At 74.0% G+C, this 17,389-nt stretch carries 16 protein-coding genes; 7 read left to right on the top strand and 9 right to left on the bottom strand.

From position 1 onward, the window contains the following. Nucleotides 1-103 precede the first annotated feature (103 nt). On the bottom strand, nt 104-1,135 hold the full coding sequence (locus AB0F62_RS35795; RefSeq protein WP_361809393.1) for a saccharopine dehydrogenase NADP-binding domain-containing protein: 1,032 nt from the start codon (nt 1,133-1,135) through the stop codon (nt 104-106). Nucleotides 1,136-1,363: 228 nt separating this feature from the next. Here AB0F62_RS35795 and AB0F62_RS35790 point away from each other — a divergent pair, with 228 nt between their 5' ends. Beyond that, complete coding sequence (locus AB0F62_RS35790) at nt 1,364-2,284, top strand: alpha/beta hydrolase family protein (protein ID WP_361809391.1); 921 nt, start codon at nt 1,364-1,366, stop codon at nt 2,282-2,284. A 343-nt stretch (nt 2,285-2,627) separates the two neighbouring features. Here the strand turns inward: AB0F62_RS35790 and AB0F62_RS35785 are convergent, their stop codons facing one another. Next, nucleotides 2,628-3,083, bottom strand: coding sequence for a hypothetical protein (locus AB0F62_RS35785; RefSeq protein WP_361809389.1), 456 nt, complete (start codon nt 3,081-3,083; stop codon nt 2,628-2,630). 49 nt (nt 3,084-3,132) lie between these two features. On the opposite strand from AB0F62_RS35785, the gene AB0F62_RS35780 reads away from it, so the two are divergent. Next, nucleotides 3,133-3,324 (top strand): hypothetical protein, encoded by a 192-nt coding sequence (locus AB0F62_RS35780; protein WP_361809387.1) that lies wholly within the window; start codon nt 3,133-3,135, stop codon nt 3,322-3,324. Between the two features lie 278 nt (nt 3,325-3,602). On the opposite strand, the gene AB0F62_RS35775 is transcribed toward AB0F62_RS35780, so the two are convergent. Genes AB0F62_RS35775 through AB0F62_RS35765 form a run of 3 tightly spaced genes read right to left on the bottom strand, consistent with a single transcriptional unit; the run spans nt 3,603 to nt 7,302 of the window. Next, nucleotides 3,603-4,670 (bottom strand): maleylacetate reductase, encoded by a 1,068-nt coding sequence (locus AB0F62_RS35775; RefSeq protein WP_361809385.1) that lies wholly within the window; start codon nt 4,668-4,670, stop codon nt 3,603-3,605. Then, nucleotides 4,667-5,533, bottom strand: coding sequence for an intradiol ring-cleavage dioxygenase (locus AB0F62_RS35770; protein WP_361809383.1), 867 nt, complete (start codon nt 5,531-5,533; stop codon nt 4,667-4,669). The genes AB0F62_RS35775 and AB0F62_RS35770 overlap by 4 nt, the downstream gene beginning before the upstream one ends. Before the next feature lie 11 nt (nt 5,534-5,544). Then, on the bottom strand, nt 5,545-7,302 hold the full coding sequence (locus tag AB0F62_RS35765; protein WP_361809381.1) for an FAD-dependent monooxygenase: 1,758 nt from the start codon (nt 7,300-7,302) through the stop codon (nt 5,545-5,547). A 69-nt stretch (nt 7,303-7,371) separates the two neighbouring features. Here AB0F62_RS35765 and AB0F62_RS35760 point away from each other — a divergent pair, with 69 nt between their 5' ends. From AB0F62_RS35760 to aroQ, 3 genes are all read left to right on the top strand, one after another. Continuing rightward, nucleotides 7,372-8,517, top strand: coding sequence for a helix-turn-helix domain-containing protein (locus tag AB0F62_RS35760; RefSeq protein ID WP_361809379.1), 1,146 nt, complete (start codon nt 7,372-7,374; stop codon nt 8,515-8,517). Nucleotides 8,518-8,578: 61 nt separating this feature from the next. Next, nucleotides 8,579-9,340: a pirin family protein gene (locus tag AB0F62_RS35755; protein WP_361809376.1), complete on the top strand. Its 762-nt coding sequence runs from the start codon at nt 8,579-8,581 to the stop codon at nt 9,338-9,340. A gap of 22 nt (nt 9,341-9,362) precedes the next feature. Further along, nucleotides 9,363-9,824: a type II 3-dehydroquinate dehydratase gene (aroQ, locus tag AB0F62_RS35750; RefSeq protein WP_361809374.1), complete on the top strand. Its 462-nt coding sequence runs from the start codon at nt 9,363-9,365 to the stop codon at nt 9,822-9,824. A 16-nt stretch (nt 9,825-9,840) separates the two neighbouring features. Here the strand turns inward: aroQ and grpE are convergent, their stop codons facing one another. Then, a complete protein-coding gene (gene grpE, locus AB0F62_RS35745; RefSeq protein ID WP_361809372.1) occupies nt 9,841-10,536 on the bottom strand; it encodes a nucleotide exchange factor GrpE in 696 nt (231 codons plus the stop codon). Continuing rightward, the gene (dnaK, locus tag AB0F62_RS35740; RefSeq protein WP_361809370.1) at nt 10,533-12,401 is read right to left on the bottom strand and encodes a molecular chaperone DnaK; all 1,869 of its coding nucleotides are present in this window, start codon (nt 12,399-12,401) and stop codon (nt 10,533-10,535) included. The genes grpE and dnaK overlap by 4 nt, the downstream gene beginning before the upstream one ends. A 143-nt stretch (nt 12,402-12,544) precedes the next feature. Here dnaK and AB0F62_RS35735 point away from each other — a divergent pair, with 143 nt between their 5' ends. Both AB0F62_RS35735 and AB0F62_RS35730 read left to right on the top strand, forming a co-directional pair. Next, nucleotides 12,545-13,390 carry an NUDIX domain-containing protein gene (locus AB0F62_RS35735; protein WP_361809368.1) on the top strand — a complete coding sequence of 282 codons (846 nt, stop codon included), beginning with the start codon at nt 12,545-12,547 and terminating at the stop codon, nt 13,388-13,390. 51 nt (nt 13,391-13,441) lie between these two features. Further along, nucleotides 13,442-13,957, top strand: a complete 516-nt coding sequence (locus AB0F62_RS35730) for an O-acetyl-ADP-ribose deacetylase (protein ID WP_361809366.1) — start codon at nt 13,442-13,444, stop codon at nt 13,955-13,957. Between the two features lie 525 nt (nt 13,958-14,482). Here AB0F62_RS35730 and AB0F62_RS35725 read toward each other — a convergent pair. Continuing rightward, entirely contained in the window at nt 14,483-16,018 is a 1,536-nt protein-coding gene (locus tag AB0F62_RS35725) for an ATP-dependent DNA ligase (RefSeq protein WP_361809364.1), read from the bottom strand. Nucleotides 16,019-16,066: 48 nt separating this feature from the next. Then, the gene (locus tag AB0F62_RS35720) at nt 16,067-17,203 is read right to left on the bottom strand and encodes a site-2 protease family protein (protein WP_361809362.1); all 1,137 of its coding nucleotides are present in this window, start codon (nt 17,201-17,203) and stop codon (nt 16,067-16,069) included. Between the last annotated feature and the right edge of the window lie 186 nt (nt 17,204-17,389).

Here is a 17,389-nt window from a genome sequence, read left to right as displayed (position 1 = left end):
GGGCGGGTCCCCGGACGGCGGGTGGCGGACGGCGGGCGAACCTCCGGGTGTGCGGACCGCGTTGCCCGTACTGGCCGGCCCGGGCCCGGAGGGCGGCGTGGGGTCAGTGAAGACGCGGCCCGTTGCGGCGCACTCCGTCCAGTTCCAGTACGAAGTCGGCGCCCAGCGCCGAGGACGGGGTCCGCGTGCCGTGCGGCAGTCCGGGCAGCCGGGTCACGATCCGCAGCACCGAATCCACCGTGAGGGCGTAGCCGTTGGGCGTCGACAGCGCCGCCTGCGCCTCGCCGCCGTGCGCGTCGCGGGCCCGGGCCCACACCTGCGACCGGCTGCGCGCCAGCGCCCGTTCGCCCGGGCCCTTCAGGAAGCGGTCGACACCGGCGCGGGCCAGCCGCCGCACCGGGCCGATCCCCAGCACGCGCTCGAGCAGCGGCGCGCCCGGCAGCCAGGTGTACGTCGAGATGTTCGGGACGCCCGTCGAGTGGTAGGCCGTGCTCACGTCGCCCCAGGCGATGGAGGCCACCGAGCGCTCGCCGGTACGGAAGGACGCCGTGACCCGGTGGTACCCGAGCGGAACCTCGCGGATCACGCCGTCGATGCGGGCCCGGCCGCCGGCGCCCTTGTCGAGGGCCTCGAGCGCGGAACGCGCCGTGCCGGGGCTCGGGCCGCCGCCGACCACGAAGGCGATGTCGAGGTGGGTCGCGGTGGGCAGCGCGGCGGCCACCGTCGCGGCGAGGCAGTCGGTGGGCACGACGTCGAATCCCGCCCCGGGCAGCAGGACCACACCCGCCGCGCGGGCCCGGTCGTCCAGTGCGTGCAGCGCCTCCAGCACGTCGATCTCACCGGTGATGTCGAGGTAGTGGGTTCCGGTGTCCAGGCACGCCTCCGCCATCGGCAGCGCCGTCGCCGAGAACGGCCCGGCGCAGTGCGCCACCGCGTCGACGTCCGCGAGCGCCTCGCGCAGCGCCGTCGCGTCGCCGAGGCCGACCACCCGGTGCTCCAGGCCCAGTTCCGCGGCGAGCGGAGCCAGCGCGGCGGCCGACCGCCCCGCGAGCACGGGACGCTCCCCGCGGGCCACGGCCTCCCGGGCGACCAGGCGGCCGGTGTAGCCGGTGGCTCCGTACAGCAACCAGGTCATGCGCGTGTGCTCCCTCGTCCGTGCCGGCCCCCGCGGTGGGGTCATCGGAACCGAACCTACCGGTCGGTCACAGGACTTCGCCCCGGCGCGGCGTCGGCTTCCGGCGCGTCGCGGGTGACCGCGGCCGCCGTTGAACCACTCCCGGCCGCCATCCGTTACCCCGGGTAAAGGGAGTGCGTCCGGTTCGTGCGCGCCCCGTCGCGCACCCGTCCTGTGAGGAGCCGCCCCATGACCCCCAGCACCGCACGCGCACCCGGAGGGACCGCCGCCGAGGTGGCCGCCGCGACCCGCGTCGACGCGCGCACCTGGGACCTCACGGTCGCGTCGGCCTCACTCGGCCGCCCGGCGGCGGTGCGGATCGTCCTGCCCGAGGACCACGCGCCTACGCCCGGGCGCACCTGGCCGGTGCTGTACCTGCTGCACGGGCCCCACGAGGACCACACCGCCTGGACCCGGGAAGCGGGCGTGGAGCAGCTCACCGAGGGCCGCGGCCTCATCCTCGCCATGCCGGACTGCGGCCCCGCGGGCCTGTCCAGCCGCTGGCTCGACGGCTCCGACTACGAGTCCTTCCAGCTGGGCGAAATCGATGGACTGCTGCGCCGCGACTACCGGGCATCCGGCGTGCGGGCCGTGGCGGGCGTCTCGACCGGCGGCCACGGAGCCATGGCCCACGCCGCCCGCCACCCGGGGGCGTTCCGTGCCGCCGCCTCCTTCAGCGGCGTCCTGGACACCACCTTCGCCGGGGTGCCCACCGTCCTCGACGCCCTCATGCTCCGCGAGAGCCTCTGCCCCGGGACACTCTGGGGCGACCCCGTCGACGGGTGGGACACCTGGCGGGCCTTCAACCCCACGGCGCGCGCGGGAGGGCTGCGCGGCACCGCGCTGTACGTGTCCTGCGGGAGCGGCGCCGCCGCCCCGGCATCGGGCGGCGGGGACGAGTTGCTCCCGGAGGTGCTGGAGAGCACCTTGTGGCCGGCCACGCAGGTCTTCGCCACCGCGCTGGAGCTCCGTGGCATCCCGGTGACAACGCACTACTACGAGGGTGGCCGGCACGAATGGGCCTACTGGCGAAAGGAGTTCGCGGCGGCATGGCCGCTGCTGGCCCACGCGCTCGGGCTGTCGGGCTCACCTCCCGCCGCTTGCCGATGAGACGATGAGCGGGTCAGAGGCTGAACTGAAGGCCCCTAACGAGGGGGGCGCGCTCACTCGTTCCAGTGGCGCTGCCCGCCCGGACGTACCACCGGCGTACGAGTCGCGTTGCAAGGGGACATGGACAGCAGCACATCCTCGACGCGCGGATGCCTCCTCCGGGGCCATGCGGACCACCACCGGACCTTCGCCGAACTCACGGGCGCCTACTGGATGGACCCGCCGATCTACTCCGGGCTCCTGGCCGACTGGCGGGCCCGCGGGCGCGCCGTACCGGGACCCGCCGTACCGGGACCCGCCGTACCGGGACCCGCCGTGGCGGACGGCCCGCGGGCGGGCGGTCTCAGCGGCGGCAGTCTGCCGCCACGGCTGCCTGGAACAGGGCCAGTTCAACCGAGGTAGGGGTGTGGAGGGTGCCGCTGCCGTCGGGCGGTACCAGCCACCGCAGGGCCCCCGCGGCCCGGTACGGGGGCGGGACGGCGATCCAGGCGCCTGTGCCGGCGTAGCGGATGCCGGAGCCCACCCATCTGCTGACGGGGTCCGGCGGGAGGAAGAAGCCGACCCGGCGGGAGGCGGTGTCGGCGAGGGTGGGCCCGGGTTCCGAGCGCGGAAGGCGCAGCAGGGCGTCGAGGGCCAGCAGGCCGAGCTCCTCGGGAACGCTGAGCACGTCCCAGAAGCGTCCCGCGGGCAGCAGGACGGTCCCGCTCTCCCCGTGCTCCCATTCCCGCTTGCACGCCCGCGGATCCGCCGCGGAGGCGGCCAGCCACTCCATTGCCTGTTTCGGTGCCGCATTTCTCATACGCTCAACCTTGGTAGATATTTCTAACCGGCGGAAGGGGTGGCGCGGGATGGCGTTTTGGAACGCGAAACGCCTGTTTTCCGTACGCCTGTACGGCATCGCGGCGCGGGCCCGCCGCGGCCTGCTCGGCGGACCCCGTGACGGTGCGGCGCTGGAGCGGCTGGTGAGGACGGCGGAACGGCTGGACTACGGCGGCGGTCCGCCCGCGGCGGCGGACCGCGAGGCGCGGCGCGAGGGCTGAGGGAATCCACCGCGTCGGCGGAATGCGGATTCCGCCGGGAATGCGGAAACCCCGCCGGGGTAAAGCGAATCGGCCAAGCGTCCGAAAAGCGCGAAGGTGTTCGCGCGAGTGCGGGGGATGTCCCCGTGCAGGAATGGGCACGCCCCGTCGGCGGGCGGAATGCGCGCCCGGGCACCCCCTCGCGCGCGCCGAGCGGGTGCGGGCGGGGTGCGGGCTCCGACCCGGCCCCCGCCGGTCCGCCCCCGTCCCGCTCCGCGCCCGCACCCCCGCCGGGGCGGTCAGCCCGCCGGCGGGGCGCCCTCGTAAGCCGCCGTCAGCAGCGCCCGCAACGCGTCCGCGTCCGCCGGCCGCGGGTTGGCGTACGAGGCCGCGCCCGTCAGCTCGACCACGCGGTCGATGCCCGCTGCCGGCAGACCGACCTCGGCCAGCGAGCGCGGCGCGCCGAGCCGGCCGCCCAGGTCCCACAGCCCGCGCGCCGGGTCCTCGGTGGCCAGCGCCCGGCGCAGCGCGGCCATCGCACCGGGCACGGCCGGGGCGTTGAAGGCGAGGACGTACGGCAGCAGCACCGTGTGGGTCGGGGAGTGCGGCAGGTCGAAGGCGCCGCCGAGCACATGCGCCAGCTTGTGGTGCAGCCCCATCGTGGTGGCACCGAGGCACGCCCCGCACAGCCAGGCCCCGTACAGGGCCCGGCTCCGCGCGTCGAGGCCGCCCGGGTCGGCGACGACCCGGGGCAGCGCCTCCGCCAGGGCGCGCACCCCCTCCTCGGCCATCAGGGAGACGACGGGCGTGGCGTCCGGGGCGTACAGCGCCTCGACCGCGTGGGCGAGGGCGTTGACGCCGCTGGTGCCGGACAGCGCGGGCGGCATCGACAGCGTCAGCTCGGGGTCGTAGACGACGCTGCTCGGCAGGACGCGGCGGTCGCGCCCGGTGCGCTTGACGCCGCCCTCCGTCAGACCCCACATCGGGGTCATCTCGGAACCCGAGTACGTCGTCGGCACGGCGAGCAGCGGCAGCCCCGTGCGCAGCGCGACCGCCTTGCCCAGGCCGACGGCCGAACCGCCGCCGACCGCGACGAGGCCGTCGGCGCCCAGTTCCCCGGCCACCGCGACGGCCTCGTCCGCGACCTTCACCGGCACGTGCATCACCGCGCCCGGGTGGACGCCCGCGCAGGCCCCGCCGAGGGACGCGGCGACGGAGCGCGCGGTGTCCTCGCCGTGCCGGCCGGACAGCACCAGCACGCGGCGCAGACCGAGGCGTTCGGTCTCCTCCGCGACGGCCGTGGTGGCCGCCCCCGCGCGGAAGACGACCCGCATGGGCAGCGCCTCGTGGACGAACTCCACACTCATGACGGCTGCAGCACGATGTCGAAGGTCGCCAGCCGGAAGGGGCTGGGCACGCCGTAGGCGGCCGCCCGCTCCGGGTCGTCCACCTCGGCGAACTCCTGGACCAGGCTCTTCTTCACCGCGAACACCGCGTCCGACTCCAGGTACGGGCTGTCCTCGACGAAGATGTGCGTGGTCACCGGCTGATGGCCCTCGGCGGCCGCGATGAAGTGGATGTGCGCCGGCCGGTAGGGATGACGCTCGGTGGCGTTCAGCAGACCGCCGACCGGGCCGTCGGTCGGAATCGGATAGTGCGCCGGCACGACGGTGCGGAACCGGAAGCGGCCCTCCTCGTCGGCCCGGAACAGCCCGCGTCCGTTGCCCTGGGGCTGCTCGCCCGGCTGCTGGACGTCGTAGAAGCCGTGGTCGTCGGCCTGCCACACGTCCACCGTCGCGCCCGGCAGCGGCGTGCCGTCCACGGAGACCACGCGCCCGGTGACCACGCACGGCTCACCCGAGCCGATCATGTCGATCGCGTCGCCGAACGCGCGCTCGGGGGAGTCGGTCATGTGGAAGGGACCCAGCACGGTCGAATCGGTGACCCCCTCCCCGGCCGTCTTGCGCTGGTTGATCGTCTCCACGAGCATCGAGACGCCGAGGACGTCGGACAGGAGGATGAACTCCTGCCGCGTGTCGGTGCACTTCTGGCCGGTGCGGGTGAGGAAGTCGATCGCCCGCTCCCACTCCTCCATGGTGGGCTCGATGTCCCGGACGAAGTCGTGGAGGTACCGGGTCAGACTGCCCAGGATCTCCCGCAGCCGGGGATCGGGCGTCCGCGCGAAGCTCTCCACGACGGCCGGGGTCGCGCTCTGTTCGGTGAAGTCCATGGTGCTCCTTGTCAGTCCCGTCCCAGGATGCGCCGCAGCGCCCCGCCGAGCACGGCGTGCGCGTCGGCGTCGTCGGTGGCCCCATCGGCGTGCCGGAAGGCCACGTAGAGGTCCGGTCGCACGAGCAGCGCGCCCGCGTCGCCGGTCCCGCGCAGCCGTGCCCAGTCGCCGTACGGGTCCTCGTAGTCCCGCCCGGGGCCGATCACCGCGGTGTCGATCTCCAGCCCCAGCTCCGCGCCGACCGTGCGGGCGGCCGCCACCCATGCCTCGCCGCCGATGCCGGTCAGCAGCGCGAACCGGCCGCCGCCGCCCAGGTCGAGGGTGGACACCGTGCGGGTGCCGGCCGTCAGCCAGGCGTGCGGCACCTTGGCGCCGGGGCGGCTGCTCGGCTGGTGGTACAGCTCGGGGTCGCGGTCGAAGCCGGGGTCGGCGGTGCCGTCCGGGACGACCGCGGCCGACTCGTAGCGCTGGTTGAGTTCCACGCCGTGGGCGTTGAACTCGTGGCGCTTGAAGTCGATCGCCTCGCGCAGCCGCTCGCGCCGCTTCTCGCCGGCCGGGGTCGCGTCCTTGCGGGCCTCGATGTTGGCGAGCAGCCGCTCGGGGCTCTGCGGGGCGAGCAGGTCCAGCGACTCGAAGACCGGGGCGGTCTCGCCGATCGACTTGTTGGCGCGGGTGACGATCTGCCTGCCGATGGGCGCCCGCTCGGCGGTGTAGGTGTCGAGCAGCGAGGGCGCGGCGGCGCCGTCCAGGACGAGCTTCAGCTTCCAGGCCAGGTTGTACGAGTCCTGGATGGAGGTGTTGGAGCCCAGCCCGTTGGACGGCGGGTGCCGGTGGGTGGCGTCACCGGCGCAGAAGACCCGGCCGGCGGAGTACGTCTCGGCGTACATCTCGTTGACCGTCCACGCCGAGGAGGAGCGGATGGTGACCGGGATCTCGTCGTCGCCGATGAGCTGCCGGACCACCGACAGGGCGTACTCCTCGGTGAGGTCCGGCGGCGTCCCCTCGACGTCGTAGCCCCACACGATCAGCCACTCGTTCCACGGCCGCACGCAGCGGACCAGGCCCGCGCCGATGCCGCCCACGGTCGCGCCGGGGGTGAGCACCCAGTACAGGGTGCTGGGGCGGTGGGCGACGTACCGGGACAGGTCGGCCTCGAAGACGATGTTGACGCTGCCCGCCACGCCCATCTTGCCGCCCATGGGCAGCCCGGCGTCCTCGGCGACCTTGCTCCGCCCGCCGTCGGCGCCGATCAGGTACTTGGCGCGGATGGCGTACTCGTCGCCGCGCAGCCGGTCCTCGACGACGACGGTGACGCCGTCGGCGTCCTGCTCGAAGGACTTGTAGACGGTGCTGTAGCGCAGCTGCGTCCCACGCGCCACGGCGGCGTCGACCAGCACCGGCTCCATCCAGTTCTGCGGCATGTCGCACATGCGGCTCGGGCTGGCCAGCTCGTGCGCGGCCTGCACCAGCGGGTCATTGCCCCAGGAGCGCAGCCGGCCGAGTTCCTCGCCCGCGAGGCTGGTGCAGAAGACCGTGTTGCCCATCAGGTTCTGGGGCGTGGCCTTCGCGACGACCTCCTGTTCGACACCGAGGTCGCGCAGGACTTCCATGGTGCGCTGGTTGGTGATGTGGGCCCGCGGGGTGTCGGCCAGCCTGCTGTAGCGCGTGACGACGATGTTCGGCACTCCGTAGGTGCTCAGGGCGAGCGCGGCACTCGCCCCGGCGGGCCCGCTGCCCACGATCAGCACATCGGTCTGGATGGTCTCCATCAACGCGGCTCCTTGACGGATAATTGAAATGGCAACGAACCGATCGTGGATCAGAGGGAGACCGCCGGCGTGTCTCAATCCGATACATCTTCCGAAGAGCTGCTGCTCGGCGCCTATCTGCGGGAGCAGCCGAACGGCCGCGCGGTCGTCGCCGCCGACGGCAGGACGCGGATCGTCAGCGTCGAGGCGGCCCGGCGGCTGTCCGAGGAGTCGCTGGCGCTGCTGGAGCGCCGGGCGGGCGGCATGGTCCGCGACGGCCGGACCGAGGCGTACGAGCTCCCCCTGCCGGACGGCGGCTGGCGCGCCACACTCCACCCCGTCCTGGACTCCGGCGAGGTGATCGGCGCCGTCGCCGTCCTGTCCGCCACCACGGAGGGCACCGGTGGACCCCCCGCCGTCCCGGAACCGAGGCTGCCCGGAGTCGTGGGCGGGTCCCTGTCCTGGCGGGCCGCGGTGGCCCGGGCCGCGCGGCTCGGCGGCGACCCGGGGCCGCTCCTGGTGACGGGGGAGCCCGGGACCGGAAAGGCGATGCTGGCCCGCGCCGTGCGCGCGGGAGCGGTGGAGATGGACGCGGCGCAGGTGGCGGGGGCGGCCGCCCGTGACTGGGTGCGGCGGCTGGCCGTCCGCCCGATACCGGGCCGGGTGCTCGTCCGCCATGTCGAGGCGCTGGACCCGGGCGCCGCGGCCGCGCTGGTGGCGCTGCTCGAACAGCGTCCCCTCACGCCGCTGACCGCCACCCACACGCCGGGGGACCGTACGAGCGCGTGCGTGGAGCGCCTGCTCGGCCGGCTCGCGGCGCGCTCGGTGGCCGTACCCCCGCTGCGCGAGCGCCCCGAGGACCTCCCGGTGCTGGTGGCCGCCCTCAGCCCGCGGCCCGCTCCCGGCTGCCCGCCGCTGACCTGGACCGTCGAGGCCCGCCGCACCCTGGAGCGACACGCGTGGCCGGGCAATGTCGCCGAGCTGGCGAGTGTCGTCCGGACGCTCGCCGAGGAGCGGCGGCTGAGCGGGCCGGTGCGCCCGGAGGAGCTGCCGGACGCCGTGCGCGGCGCGGCGGGCGGACGCCGCCTCGGCAGCCTGGAGCGGGCCGAGCGGGACGCGATCCTGGAGGCGCTGCGCACCCACGGCGGCAACAAGGCGCGGGCGGCGAAGGCGCTCGGCATCGCGCGGGCGACGGTCTACCGCAAGCTCCGGAGCTACGGCATCCAGGGAATATAGTTCGAGATTCAACATGTTAGGTTGGGCGACAGGCACCACACCCCGCAGAAGGAGATCCCCGATGGCCACCCAGCTGGATGTCCGCCGCGCCGGCCAGCGGTTCCACACCCGCGCCGGCTGGCTCGACTCGCACCACTGCTTCTCCTTCAGCCGCCACTACGACCCGAAGAACACCCACTTCGGCCTGCTGCTGGTCTCCAACGACGACGTCGTCGCCCCCGGCACCGGCTTCGACACCCACCCGCACCGGGACATGGAGATCGTCACCTGGGTGCTCGACGGCGGACTCGTCCACCAGGACTCCGAGGGCCACAACGGCGTCATCTACCCGGGACTCGCCCAGCGGATGAGCGCGGGCACCGGCATCCTGCACAGCGAGAAGAACGACTCCTGGAAGCTGACGGGCGCGCCCGAGCACAAGGACCCCGTGCACTTCGTGCAGATGTGGGTCTTCCCCGACGAGCAGGGGATCAAGCCGGGGTACGAGCAGCTCGACATCAACGACGAGCTCGCCCGCGGCGGCTGGGTCACCGTCGCCTCCGGCATGCACCGCGACCGCGACCAGCGGGCCATCTCCATCGCCCAGAAGCACGCCGCCCTGCAGGCCGCGCGCATGACGCCGCAGGAGACCCTGGCCCTGCCCACCGCCCCCTTCGTGCACCTGTACGTCGCCAGGGGCGAGGTGGCCCTCGAGGGCGCCGGACTGCTCGCCAAGGGCGACGCCGTCCGCGTGACCGGGGCCGAGGGACAGCGGCTCACCGCCGGTGCCGAGGGCGCCGAGGTGCTCGTCTGGGAGATGGACGGCGCCGTCACCTTCGGCTGATCGCGTGGTAGACCTTGGGGCCATGACCCGTACTCTCGCCGAGGCGCCGATCATGGTCCTCAACGGTCCCAACCTCAACCTCCTCGGCCGGCGGCAGCCCGAGATCTACGGCTCCGAGACCCTCGCCGACGTCGAGTCGCTGTGCGCCACGGCGGCGGCGGGGCACGGGGGGACGGTCGACTGCCGGCAGAGCAACCACGAGGGGCAGCTGATCGACTGGATCCACGAGGCGCGCGAGCACCACGCGGGCATCGTGATCAACCCCGGCGCCTACTCCCACACCTCGGTGGCGATCCTGGACGCGCTCAACGCCTGCGACGGAATGCCGGTGATCGAGGTGCACATCTCCAACATCCACCGGCGCGAGGCGTTCCGGCACCACAGTTATGTCTCGGCACGCGCCGACGGCGTCATCGCGGGATGCGGCGTCCAGGGGTACGCCTTCGCCGTGGAACGCGTCGCCGCGCTGCTCGCGGCCGGCTGACGACACGACCTCGCGCTCAGGCCTCGCCCGGCCGCCAGTCCGGCCACTCGCCGGGGTGGTCGGCCCAGTGCACCTGCTCCGGGTCCGACACGTCGATCTCCGGGAAGGCGCGCCGCACCCGCGGCTCGAACTCCTCGCGCTCCAGCTCCTCCCACCCGACGCCCTGGATGTGCACCCGGCGGTAGCGGTGGTCGGCTCCGAGGGGGGCCACGTCGACCTTGTGGGTTGTCTCCATGCCTCCAGGGTGCACCCGGGCCAGGGCCCGCGCAGATCCGGTGACCACCACCTCCGCGGGGCGCAACAGGTGCGCCCCGACCCGGTAGCCGGGCCGTACGACCGTGCCGCAGACGAGCCGGTCCGCGCCGGCCGCGCACCACGAGCCGACCGCCTCGTGCCGTACCGGGTCGAAGGGCTCGCCCGGTTCGCCGAACGAGCGCAGCCCGAGCTCCGCGAGGTGCGCCTCCAGCACCTCCACCACGGCACGGAAGCCGCCCGTCACCTCGCCCAGGTCGCGGGCCCGGTCGATGGCGTCCAGCACCGGAAGCAGCCCGTGCAGCACATTGACGACGGCGATCTCCCGCACGGCCAGCCGGTCCCGTTGGACGCGCTTGCGGTAGTTGTCGTACTCGGCCTTGAGCCGCTTCAGGTCCGCCGTGCGTTCGACGAGCCGTGCCCGCAGCTCGCCGCCCGGAGGCGGACCGGCCCGGTTCACGCCGTGCCTCCCTCCCGCTTGTCGTCGTCGACGATCTCGGCGTCCACCACGTCCTCGTCGCCCTCCGGCGGTGCCGCGTGCGGTGCCTCGCCCCCGCCCGCCGCGGACCGCTCCGCCTGGGCCTGGGCGTACATCGCCGTGCCGATCTTCTGGGCCGAGGCGGTCAGCCGCTCGGTCGCCTGCCGGATGGCGGCGGAGTCCTCGCCCTTCAGCCGCTCCTTCAGGTCCGCCACCGCGGACTCGACCTCCGACTTCAGCTCGCCCGGGACCTTGTCGGGGTTGTCCCGCAGCAGCTTCTCGGTGGAGTAGACGAGGCCCTCCGCGTTGTTGCGGGTCTCGGCCTCCTCCCGGCGCCGGTGGTCCTCCTCCGCGTACTGCTCGGCCTCGCGCATCATGCGGTCGATGTCGCTCTTCGGCAGCCCGGAGCCGCCGGTCACGGTCATCTTCTGCTCCTTGCCGGTGCCGAGGTCCTTCGCCGTGACGTGCATGATGCCGTTGGCGTCGATGTCGAAGGAGACCTCGATCTGCGGGATGCCCCGCGGCGCCGGGGGCAGCCCGGTCAGCTCGAACACCCCCAGCTTCTTGTTGTACGCGGCGATCTCGCGCTCGCCCTGGTAGACCTGGATCTGCACCGACGGCTGGTTGTCCTCGGCCGTGGTGAAGATCTCCGAGCGCTTCGTGGGAATGGTCGTGTTGCGCTCGATGAGCTTGGTCATGATGCCGCCCTTGGTCTCGATGCCGAGGGACAGCGGGGTCACGTCGAGCAGCAGGACGTCCTTGACCTCGCCCTTGAGCACACCGGCCTGCAGCGACGCCCCGATCGCCACCACCTCGTCCGGGTTGACGCCCTTGTGCGGCTCCTTGCCGGTCAGCGACTTCACCAGCTCCGTCACCGCCGGCATCCGGGTCGAACCGCCGACGAGGATGACGTGGTCGACGTCGGCCACGTCGATCCGCGCGTCCGTCACCGCCTGGTGGAAGGGGCCCTTGCAGCGTTCCAGCAGGTCCGCGGTGAGCTGCTGGAACTGGGCGCGGGTGAGCTTCTCGTCCAGGTGCAGCGGGCCCTCGGCGGACGCCGTGACATACGGGAGGTTGATCGTCGTCTCCGTGGACGACGACAGCTCGATCTTCGCCCGCTCGGCAGCCTCGCGCAGCCGCTGCAGCGCCATCTTGTCCTTGGCCAGGTCCAGCCCGTACGCGTTCTTGAAGCGCTCCACGAGGTGGTCGACGATCCGCTGGTCCCAGTCGTCGCCGCCCAGCTCCGTGTCGCCGTTGGTGGCCTTGACCTCCACCACGCCCTCGCCGATGTCGAGGAGGGAGACGTCGAAGGTGCCGCCGCCCAGGTCGAAGACGAGGATCGTCTGGTCGTTCTCCTTGTCGAGCCCGTACGCCAGCGCCGCGGCCGTGGGCTCGTTGATGATCCGCAGCACGTTCAGGCCGGCGATCTCCCCGGCCTCCTTGGTGGCGGTGCGCTGGACGTCGTCGAAGTACGCGGGAACGGTGATCACCGCGTCCGTCACGTCCTCGCCCAGGTACGCCTCCGCGTCCCGCTTCAGCTTCTGCAGCACCCGGGCCGAGATCTCCTGGGCCGTGAAGCGCTTGCCGTCGATGGTGCCGGACTCGGGGAACCGCCAGTCGGGGTCGCCCATGTGCCGCTTGACCGAACGGGCGGTGCGCTCCACGTTGGTCACGGCCTGGCGCTTGGCGATCTCGCCGACGAGGACCTCGCCGCCCTTGCTGAAGGCCACCACCGAGGGCGTGGTCCTGGCCCCCTCCGTGTTGGTGATGACGGTGGGCTCGCCGCCCTCCAGGGCGCAGACCACCGAGTTGGTGGTGCCGAGGTCTATACCGACCGGACGTGTCATGTCAGCTCGCCTCCTCCCCTCCAGAGTGCGACGCGCGGAGGCCGACCACCAGACGGCCGCCACGAGGCCGCCCGGGGTGCCGCGGGCAATGTTCGGGAAATATCGGCCGGGCCCGGACGGCGGGCGCTGCTAGCGTCGGCGGGATGTCCTCACTGCATGCGGGAGTGATCCTCTTCCACGACCAACACCTCGCCGTACACGACGACTTGAGCCTCCCCCGAGCCGCCGTGCCACCGCGCGGCGACCCCGCCGCGGCCGCGCGTGCGGCCGCCCGCGCAGCCCTCGGCGTCGACGCCCGGATCGACGCCCGGCCCTGTCTGGAGGTGCGCGCGACCGACGGGACCCAGCTGTACTACCGGGCCTCCGTGCCCCTGCCGCCCGGCCCCGCGTCCGCCCGGCTGCTCAGCCGCGCGGAGGCCCTGCACCTGCCGCTCGCGCCCTGGACCGCGTGGGAGGCCATCCTGCGCTCCTGGGACGGGCCGTCCTGGTGGCGGGGCCGCCTGGTGCTGGAGGACCCGTTCGGCCGGCCGCCGAAGCGGACCCGGGCGGGCGCGGTGATCATCCGTGACGGGCGCATGCTCCTCATCCGCTACCGCCACCGGCGCGGCGACTTCTACGAGATCCCCGGCGGCGGTGTCGAGCCGGGGGAGACCCCCGAGGCGGCCGTCCTGCGCGAACTGGCCGAGGAGACCGGACTCACCGGCACCGTCGGGCGGGAGATCGCCCGGGTGAACCGGGTCCACCGAGGCTCGCACCCCGGGCACTACTTCCTCGTCGAGGCGCACGGCGCGATCGGCCACCACTCCTCCCTGGACCTGGAGAAGGGCGCCGCCCCCGTCTGGGTCCCCGTGGCGGACCTGCGGCACCTGCCGGTGTGGCCGAAGCGGCTCGGCTGGCGCATCGCGCACTGGCACCGCGAGGGCTGGCCGGAGACCCCCGCGGTGTTCTGCGACTCACTGCTGGACCTGCGGGTGCCCTGCGACTGGTGACCGCGGGAAACGGCCGGGCGTGGGTACGGCGGCGGTGGCAGGATCACGGGTATGGCACGCATCACCCTCGTCCGGGGCGACATCACCGAGCAGTCCGTCGACGCCGTCGTCAACGCCGCCAACTCCTCGCTGCTCGGGGGCGGTGGCGTCGACGGCGCCATCCACCGCAAGGGCGGCCCGGAGATCCTCGAGGAGTGCCGTGCGCTGCGCGCCTCGCGGTACGGACGCGGACTGCCGACCGGGCGGGCGGTCGCCACCACGGCCGGCCGGCTCCCGGCCCGCTGGGTGATCCACACCGTCGGCCCGGTGCACAGCGCCGGCGAGGACCGGTCCGACCTGCTCGCCTCCTGCCACCGGGAGGCGCTGCGGGTCGCCGACGAACTGGGGGCGAGCACGGTCGCCTTCCCGGCGATCTCCACCGGCGTGTACCGCTGGCCCCTGAGGGACGCCGCCCGCATCGCCGTCGAGACGGTCCAGGCGACGGACACGGCGGTGGAAGAGGTGCGGTTCGTCCTCTTCGACGACGCGGCCTACGCCGCCTTCGCCGAGCGGATCGCCGCACCGTAGAGGGCCGGAACCGGGGGAGGCGCAGCCGTTCCGTGCCGGCCCCGGGAGTGCGGGCCCGTCGCGGGGCGACCGGGACACCGCCGGGGCCTCGTCGTCGCCTGCTCTCGGAAGGCGGCGTGCTGGCCGCGCCGCCTTCCGGCGCGGATCGACCCGATGACCGGCGAGACGCGGACCCGCGTGGACGCGAGCATGGCGTGCCACACCGCGTGCGCGGAGACGATGAGCGCCCGCCCGCACAGGGGCGGCGGTCATGCGCGCGCCTGGGCTGTACGGCGATGACCCGCATGCGTGCGGACATGATGACGCGCCCGTCGCCGACGCCGGTCGAGATGTACGCGATGTGCGCCAGGGCCTGCGGCATGTGCGCCCAGACGTGCCGCGCGTTGGCGGGCGCGTCCGCCTGAGCGCGGGCGTCGCAGAGCCGCCGGTGCCCGGGCCGGGGGGGCGGTGCCGTGACGCGTTCGGACGGCAGCGGCAGCGGCAGCGGCAGCGGCAGCGGCGGCGGCGGCGGGCCCGCCCCGTCGTTCAGCGCCGCAGGGCCAGCACGGTGTCGACCGTGTCCGCCTCGTCGGCCGTCTTGTCCTCGCGGTAGCGCACGACGCGGGCGAAGCGGAGCGTGACGCCCGCCGGGTAGCGCGTGGACCGCTGGAGGCCGTCGAAGGCGATCTCCACGACGAGTTCCGGCCTGACCCGGACGACCCACCCGTCGTCGCTGACCGCCAGTTCTCCCAGGCGTTCGGTCTGCCAGGCGAGAACGGCGTCGGTCAGGCCCTTGAAGGTCTTGCCCAGCATCGCGAAGGTGCCGTCGGGGCGGCGGGCACCGAGATGGAGGTTGGACAGCCTGCCGGTACGCCGTCCATGGCCCCACTCGGCGGCGAGGACCACCAGGTCGAGGGTGTGCACCGGCTTGACCTTGAGCCAGGCCGCGCCGCGCCGCCCGGCGCTGTACGGAGCGTCGAGCGCCTTGGCCACGATCCCCTCGTGTCCGCGTTCCAGCACTTCCTCCGCGAAGTCGCGGGCCGCCTGCCGTGTCGCGGGGTCGCCCGGATCGTCGGCCACCAGTCGGCGTACCCGGCGCGGCCCGGGGGCCACCCGGGCCAGTTCGGCGTGGCGCGCCGCCGTGGACAGATCCAGCAGATCGCGGCCGTCGACGGAGAGCAGGTCGAAGAAGACCGGGGCCACGGGCAGGCTCTCCTGCGCGGCCGCGACGTCCAGGCGCGAGCCCACCCGGGAGGAGGTCTCCTGGAAGGCGCGCGGGCGGCCGTCCGCGCCGAAGGAGATGACCTCACCGTCGAGCACGGCCTCCCCGACGGCCAACTCCAGTGCCGCGGCGACGACTTCGGGTAGACGGTCGGTGATCTCGTCCAGCGTGCGGGTGTACACGCGCACGTCGCGGCCCGTGCGGTGCACCTGGACGCGGATCCCGTCGAGTTTCTCCTCCAGCGCGCACGGGCCCAGCCGGTCCAGGGCCTCGTCCACGTCCTTCGCGGTCTGCGCCAGCATCGGCTGCACCGGCCGCCCCACCTCCAGCCGGAACGCCGCCAGCGCCTCCGGCCCACCGGCCAGCAGCGCCCGCGCGACGGCCCCCGGTGAACCGCCGAGCATCACCGCGCGGCGCACCTCCTCCGCGGGCGCGCCCGTCGCGACGGCGAGCGCTTCGACCGCGAGCGCGTCCAGCGCGCCCTGCCGCAACTCCCCGCCGATCAGCCCCAGGAGGAACGCCTGCTCCTCCTCCGTGGCCGCCTCCATCAGCTCCGCCACGAGCCGCTTGCGCTCGGCCGCCGCTCCCTTGCCGGCCACCGCCGCGATCCGGTCCAGCGCCTCGTGGACCTCGCGCACGGTCAGCCGGGGCTCGGCCGCGGGCTCCCGCCGCTCACGCAGGGTGCTCCAGCCCACCCCGGTGCGCCGTTGGGGCAGCCGTCCCGCCAGATACGTGATCACCACGGGCGCCTCGTCCGGCTCGGCGGTGCGCAGCAGCCGCGCCAGCGCCGCCACCTTCTCCGACCGCGCGGACGTCGCCGCGACCTCCCGGGACGTGCGTGCGAGCTCCGCGAGCAACATGGCTCCATCCTGGACCGGACGCGCCGTGCGCGCAGCCGTCGGCCGGGGTCACGCCGGGGGCGGTCCGCCCGCCATCCGGCGGCGCTGGACGAGCCGGGAGATGTCGCTGCCGGTCACGATGCCGACGGGGTGCCCGCCGTCGACGACGATGACGCGGACGCCGCCCGGACCGGGGCGGAGGCGGTCCAGGGCGTCGTTGACGAACTCGCCGGGCGCACCGGTCGTGCACTGCGACAGCGGGATCGCGACGTCGCGCACCCGGACGTCGCCGCGGCGATCGGCGGGCACCGAGGTGAGCCTGCGCAGGGACACCACCCCGCTCAGGCGCCCGTCGAAGTCGAGCAGGGGCAGGACCGAGTGGCGGGAGCCCACGGCGACCTCGTCGATGAAGCGGTCGACCGGCAGCCAGTCGGGGCCCGTGACGAGAGGGGCCGACATGGCGTCCGCGAGCCGCACACCGCGCAGGGCGGAGTTGACGACCGCCCGCTGGCGCTCGGCCCCCGCCGTGAGGGCCATGAAGAACCCGACCAGGGCCAGCCACAGTCCGCTCGGCACGCCGCGGGCGAAGGCGAGCCAGCCGGCGAGGACGAATGCGAGGCCGAGGATCTGCCCGCCGCGTCCGGCGGCCCGGTCGGCGCGGTCGCGGTCCCCGGTGCGCCACCAGAGCAGTGCCTGCAGCACCCGCCCGCCGTCCAGAGGCGCCGCGGGCAGCAGATTGAAGACCCCGAGCAGGAGATTCGCCCAGCCCAGCCAGATCAGCAGCGCCCCCGGCACCGAGCGGTGGGCCGCCGCGTCCACGCCGATGCCCGCGCCGAGCGCGGCGCCGCCGATGACGAGGCTGGCCAGTGGACCGCTGACCGCCACGAGGAAGGCCGCGCCGGCCGAGCCGGGCCGCCCCATGCGCGTCATACCGCCCATGGCCCACAGGGTGACGTCCTCGACCGACAGGTGCTCGCGCCGTGCCGTCGCCGCGTGGGCGATCTCGTGCGCCAGCAGGCTCGCCATCAGCAGGATCGCGCCGGCGGCCGCCGCGACCGTGTAGACGGTGGGCGACAGGCCCGGGATCCAGGCGGGCAGGGTCTCCCGGCCGAGCCCGTACGCGAGCAGCACGACGAGGACGGGGACGCTCCAGTGCATCCGCAGGGGCACCCCGAATACGCGTCCGACCTGGACCGAACCGTTCATGACTCCTCTCTCCAGTGTCACCCCGTGCGGGGGTGTGCGGGGCTGGTGCGTTGTTGTGTGCGGCGCGGTTGTGGTTTCTGTCGGGGGTTTTCCCGCCCGCCCTCCCGATTGCCCGGCGCGGTCAGGTGCCGCCTCGCGCGTGTGTGGGTGGGCCGGGTGCGGGGCCTCCGGGGCTGGGCATTCTGG

It is taken from the genome of Streptomyces sp. NPDC026673, from assembly GCF_040638135.1.
Classification (GTDB): domain Bacteria; phylum Actinomycetota; class Actinomycetes; order Streptomycetales; family Streptomycetaceae; genus Actinacidiphila.
This window is presented reverse-complemented; position numbering and strand designations above follow the sequence as displayed.

What these genes read in the sequence shown, in the direction of transcription:
- AB0F62_RS35795 (WP_361809393.1), bottom strand. Translation starts at nt 1,135, where the DNA reads ATGACCTGGTTGCTGTACGGAGCCACCGGCTACACCGGCCGCCTGGTC.
- AB0F62_RS35790 (WP_361809391.1), top strand. Translation starts at nt 1,364, where the DNA reads ATGACCCCCAGCACCGCACGCGCACCCGGAGGGACCGCCGCCGAGGTG.
- AB0F62_RS35785 (WP_361809389.1), bottom strand. Translation starts at nt 3,083, where the DNA reads ATGAGAAATGCGGCACCGAAACAGGCAATGGAGTGGCTGGCCGCCTCC.
- AB0F62_RS35780 (WP_361809387.1), top strand. Translation starts at nt 3,133, where the DNA reads ATGGCGTTTTGGAACGCGAAACGCCTGTTTTCCGTACGCCTGTACGGC.
- AB0F62_RS35775 (WP_361809385.1), bottom strand. Translation starts at nt 4,670, where the DNA reads ATGAGTGTGGAGTTCGTCCACGAGGCGCTGCCCATGCGGGTCGTCTTC.
- AB0F62_RS35770 (WP_361809383.1), bottom strand. Translation starts at nt 5,533, where the DNA reads ATGGACTTCACCGAACAGAGCGCGACCCCGGCCGTCGTGGAGAGCTTC.
- AB0F62_RS35765 (WP_361809381.1), bottom strand. Translation starts at nt 7,302, where the DNA reads ATGGAGACCATCCAGACCGATGTGCTGATCGTGGGCAGCGGGCCCGCC.
- AB0F62_RS35755 (WP_361809376.1), top strand. Translation starts at nt 8,579, where the DNA reads ATGGCCACCCAGCTGGATGTCCGCCGCGCCGGCCAGCGGTTCCACACC.
- aroQ (WP_361809374.1), top strand. Translation starts at nt 9,363, where the DNA reads ATGACCCGTACTCTCGCCGAGGCGCCGATCATGGTCCTCAACGGTCCC.
- dnaK (WP_361809370.1), bottom strand. Translation starts at nt 12,401, where the DNA reads ATGACACGTCCGGTCGGTATAGACCTCGGCACCACCAACTCGGTGGTC.
- AB0F62_RS35735 (WP_361809368.1), top strand. Translation starts at nt 12,545, where the DNA reads ATGTCCTCACTGCATGCGGGAGTGATCCTCTTCCACGACCAACACCTC.
- AB0F62_RS35730 (WP_361809366.1), top strand. Translation starts at nt 13,442, where the DNA reads ATGGCACGCATCACCCTCGTCCGGGGCGACATCACCGAGCAGTCCGTC.
- AB0F62_RS35725 (WP_361809364.1), bottom strand. Translation starts at nt 16,018, where the DNA reads ATGTTGCTCGCGGAGCTCGCACGCACGTCCCGGGAGGTCGCGGCGACG.
- AB0F62_RS35720 (WP_361809362.1), bottom strand. Translation starts at nt 17,203, where the DNA reads ATGAACGGTTCGGTCCAGGTCGGACGCGTATTCGGGGTGCCCCTGCGG.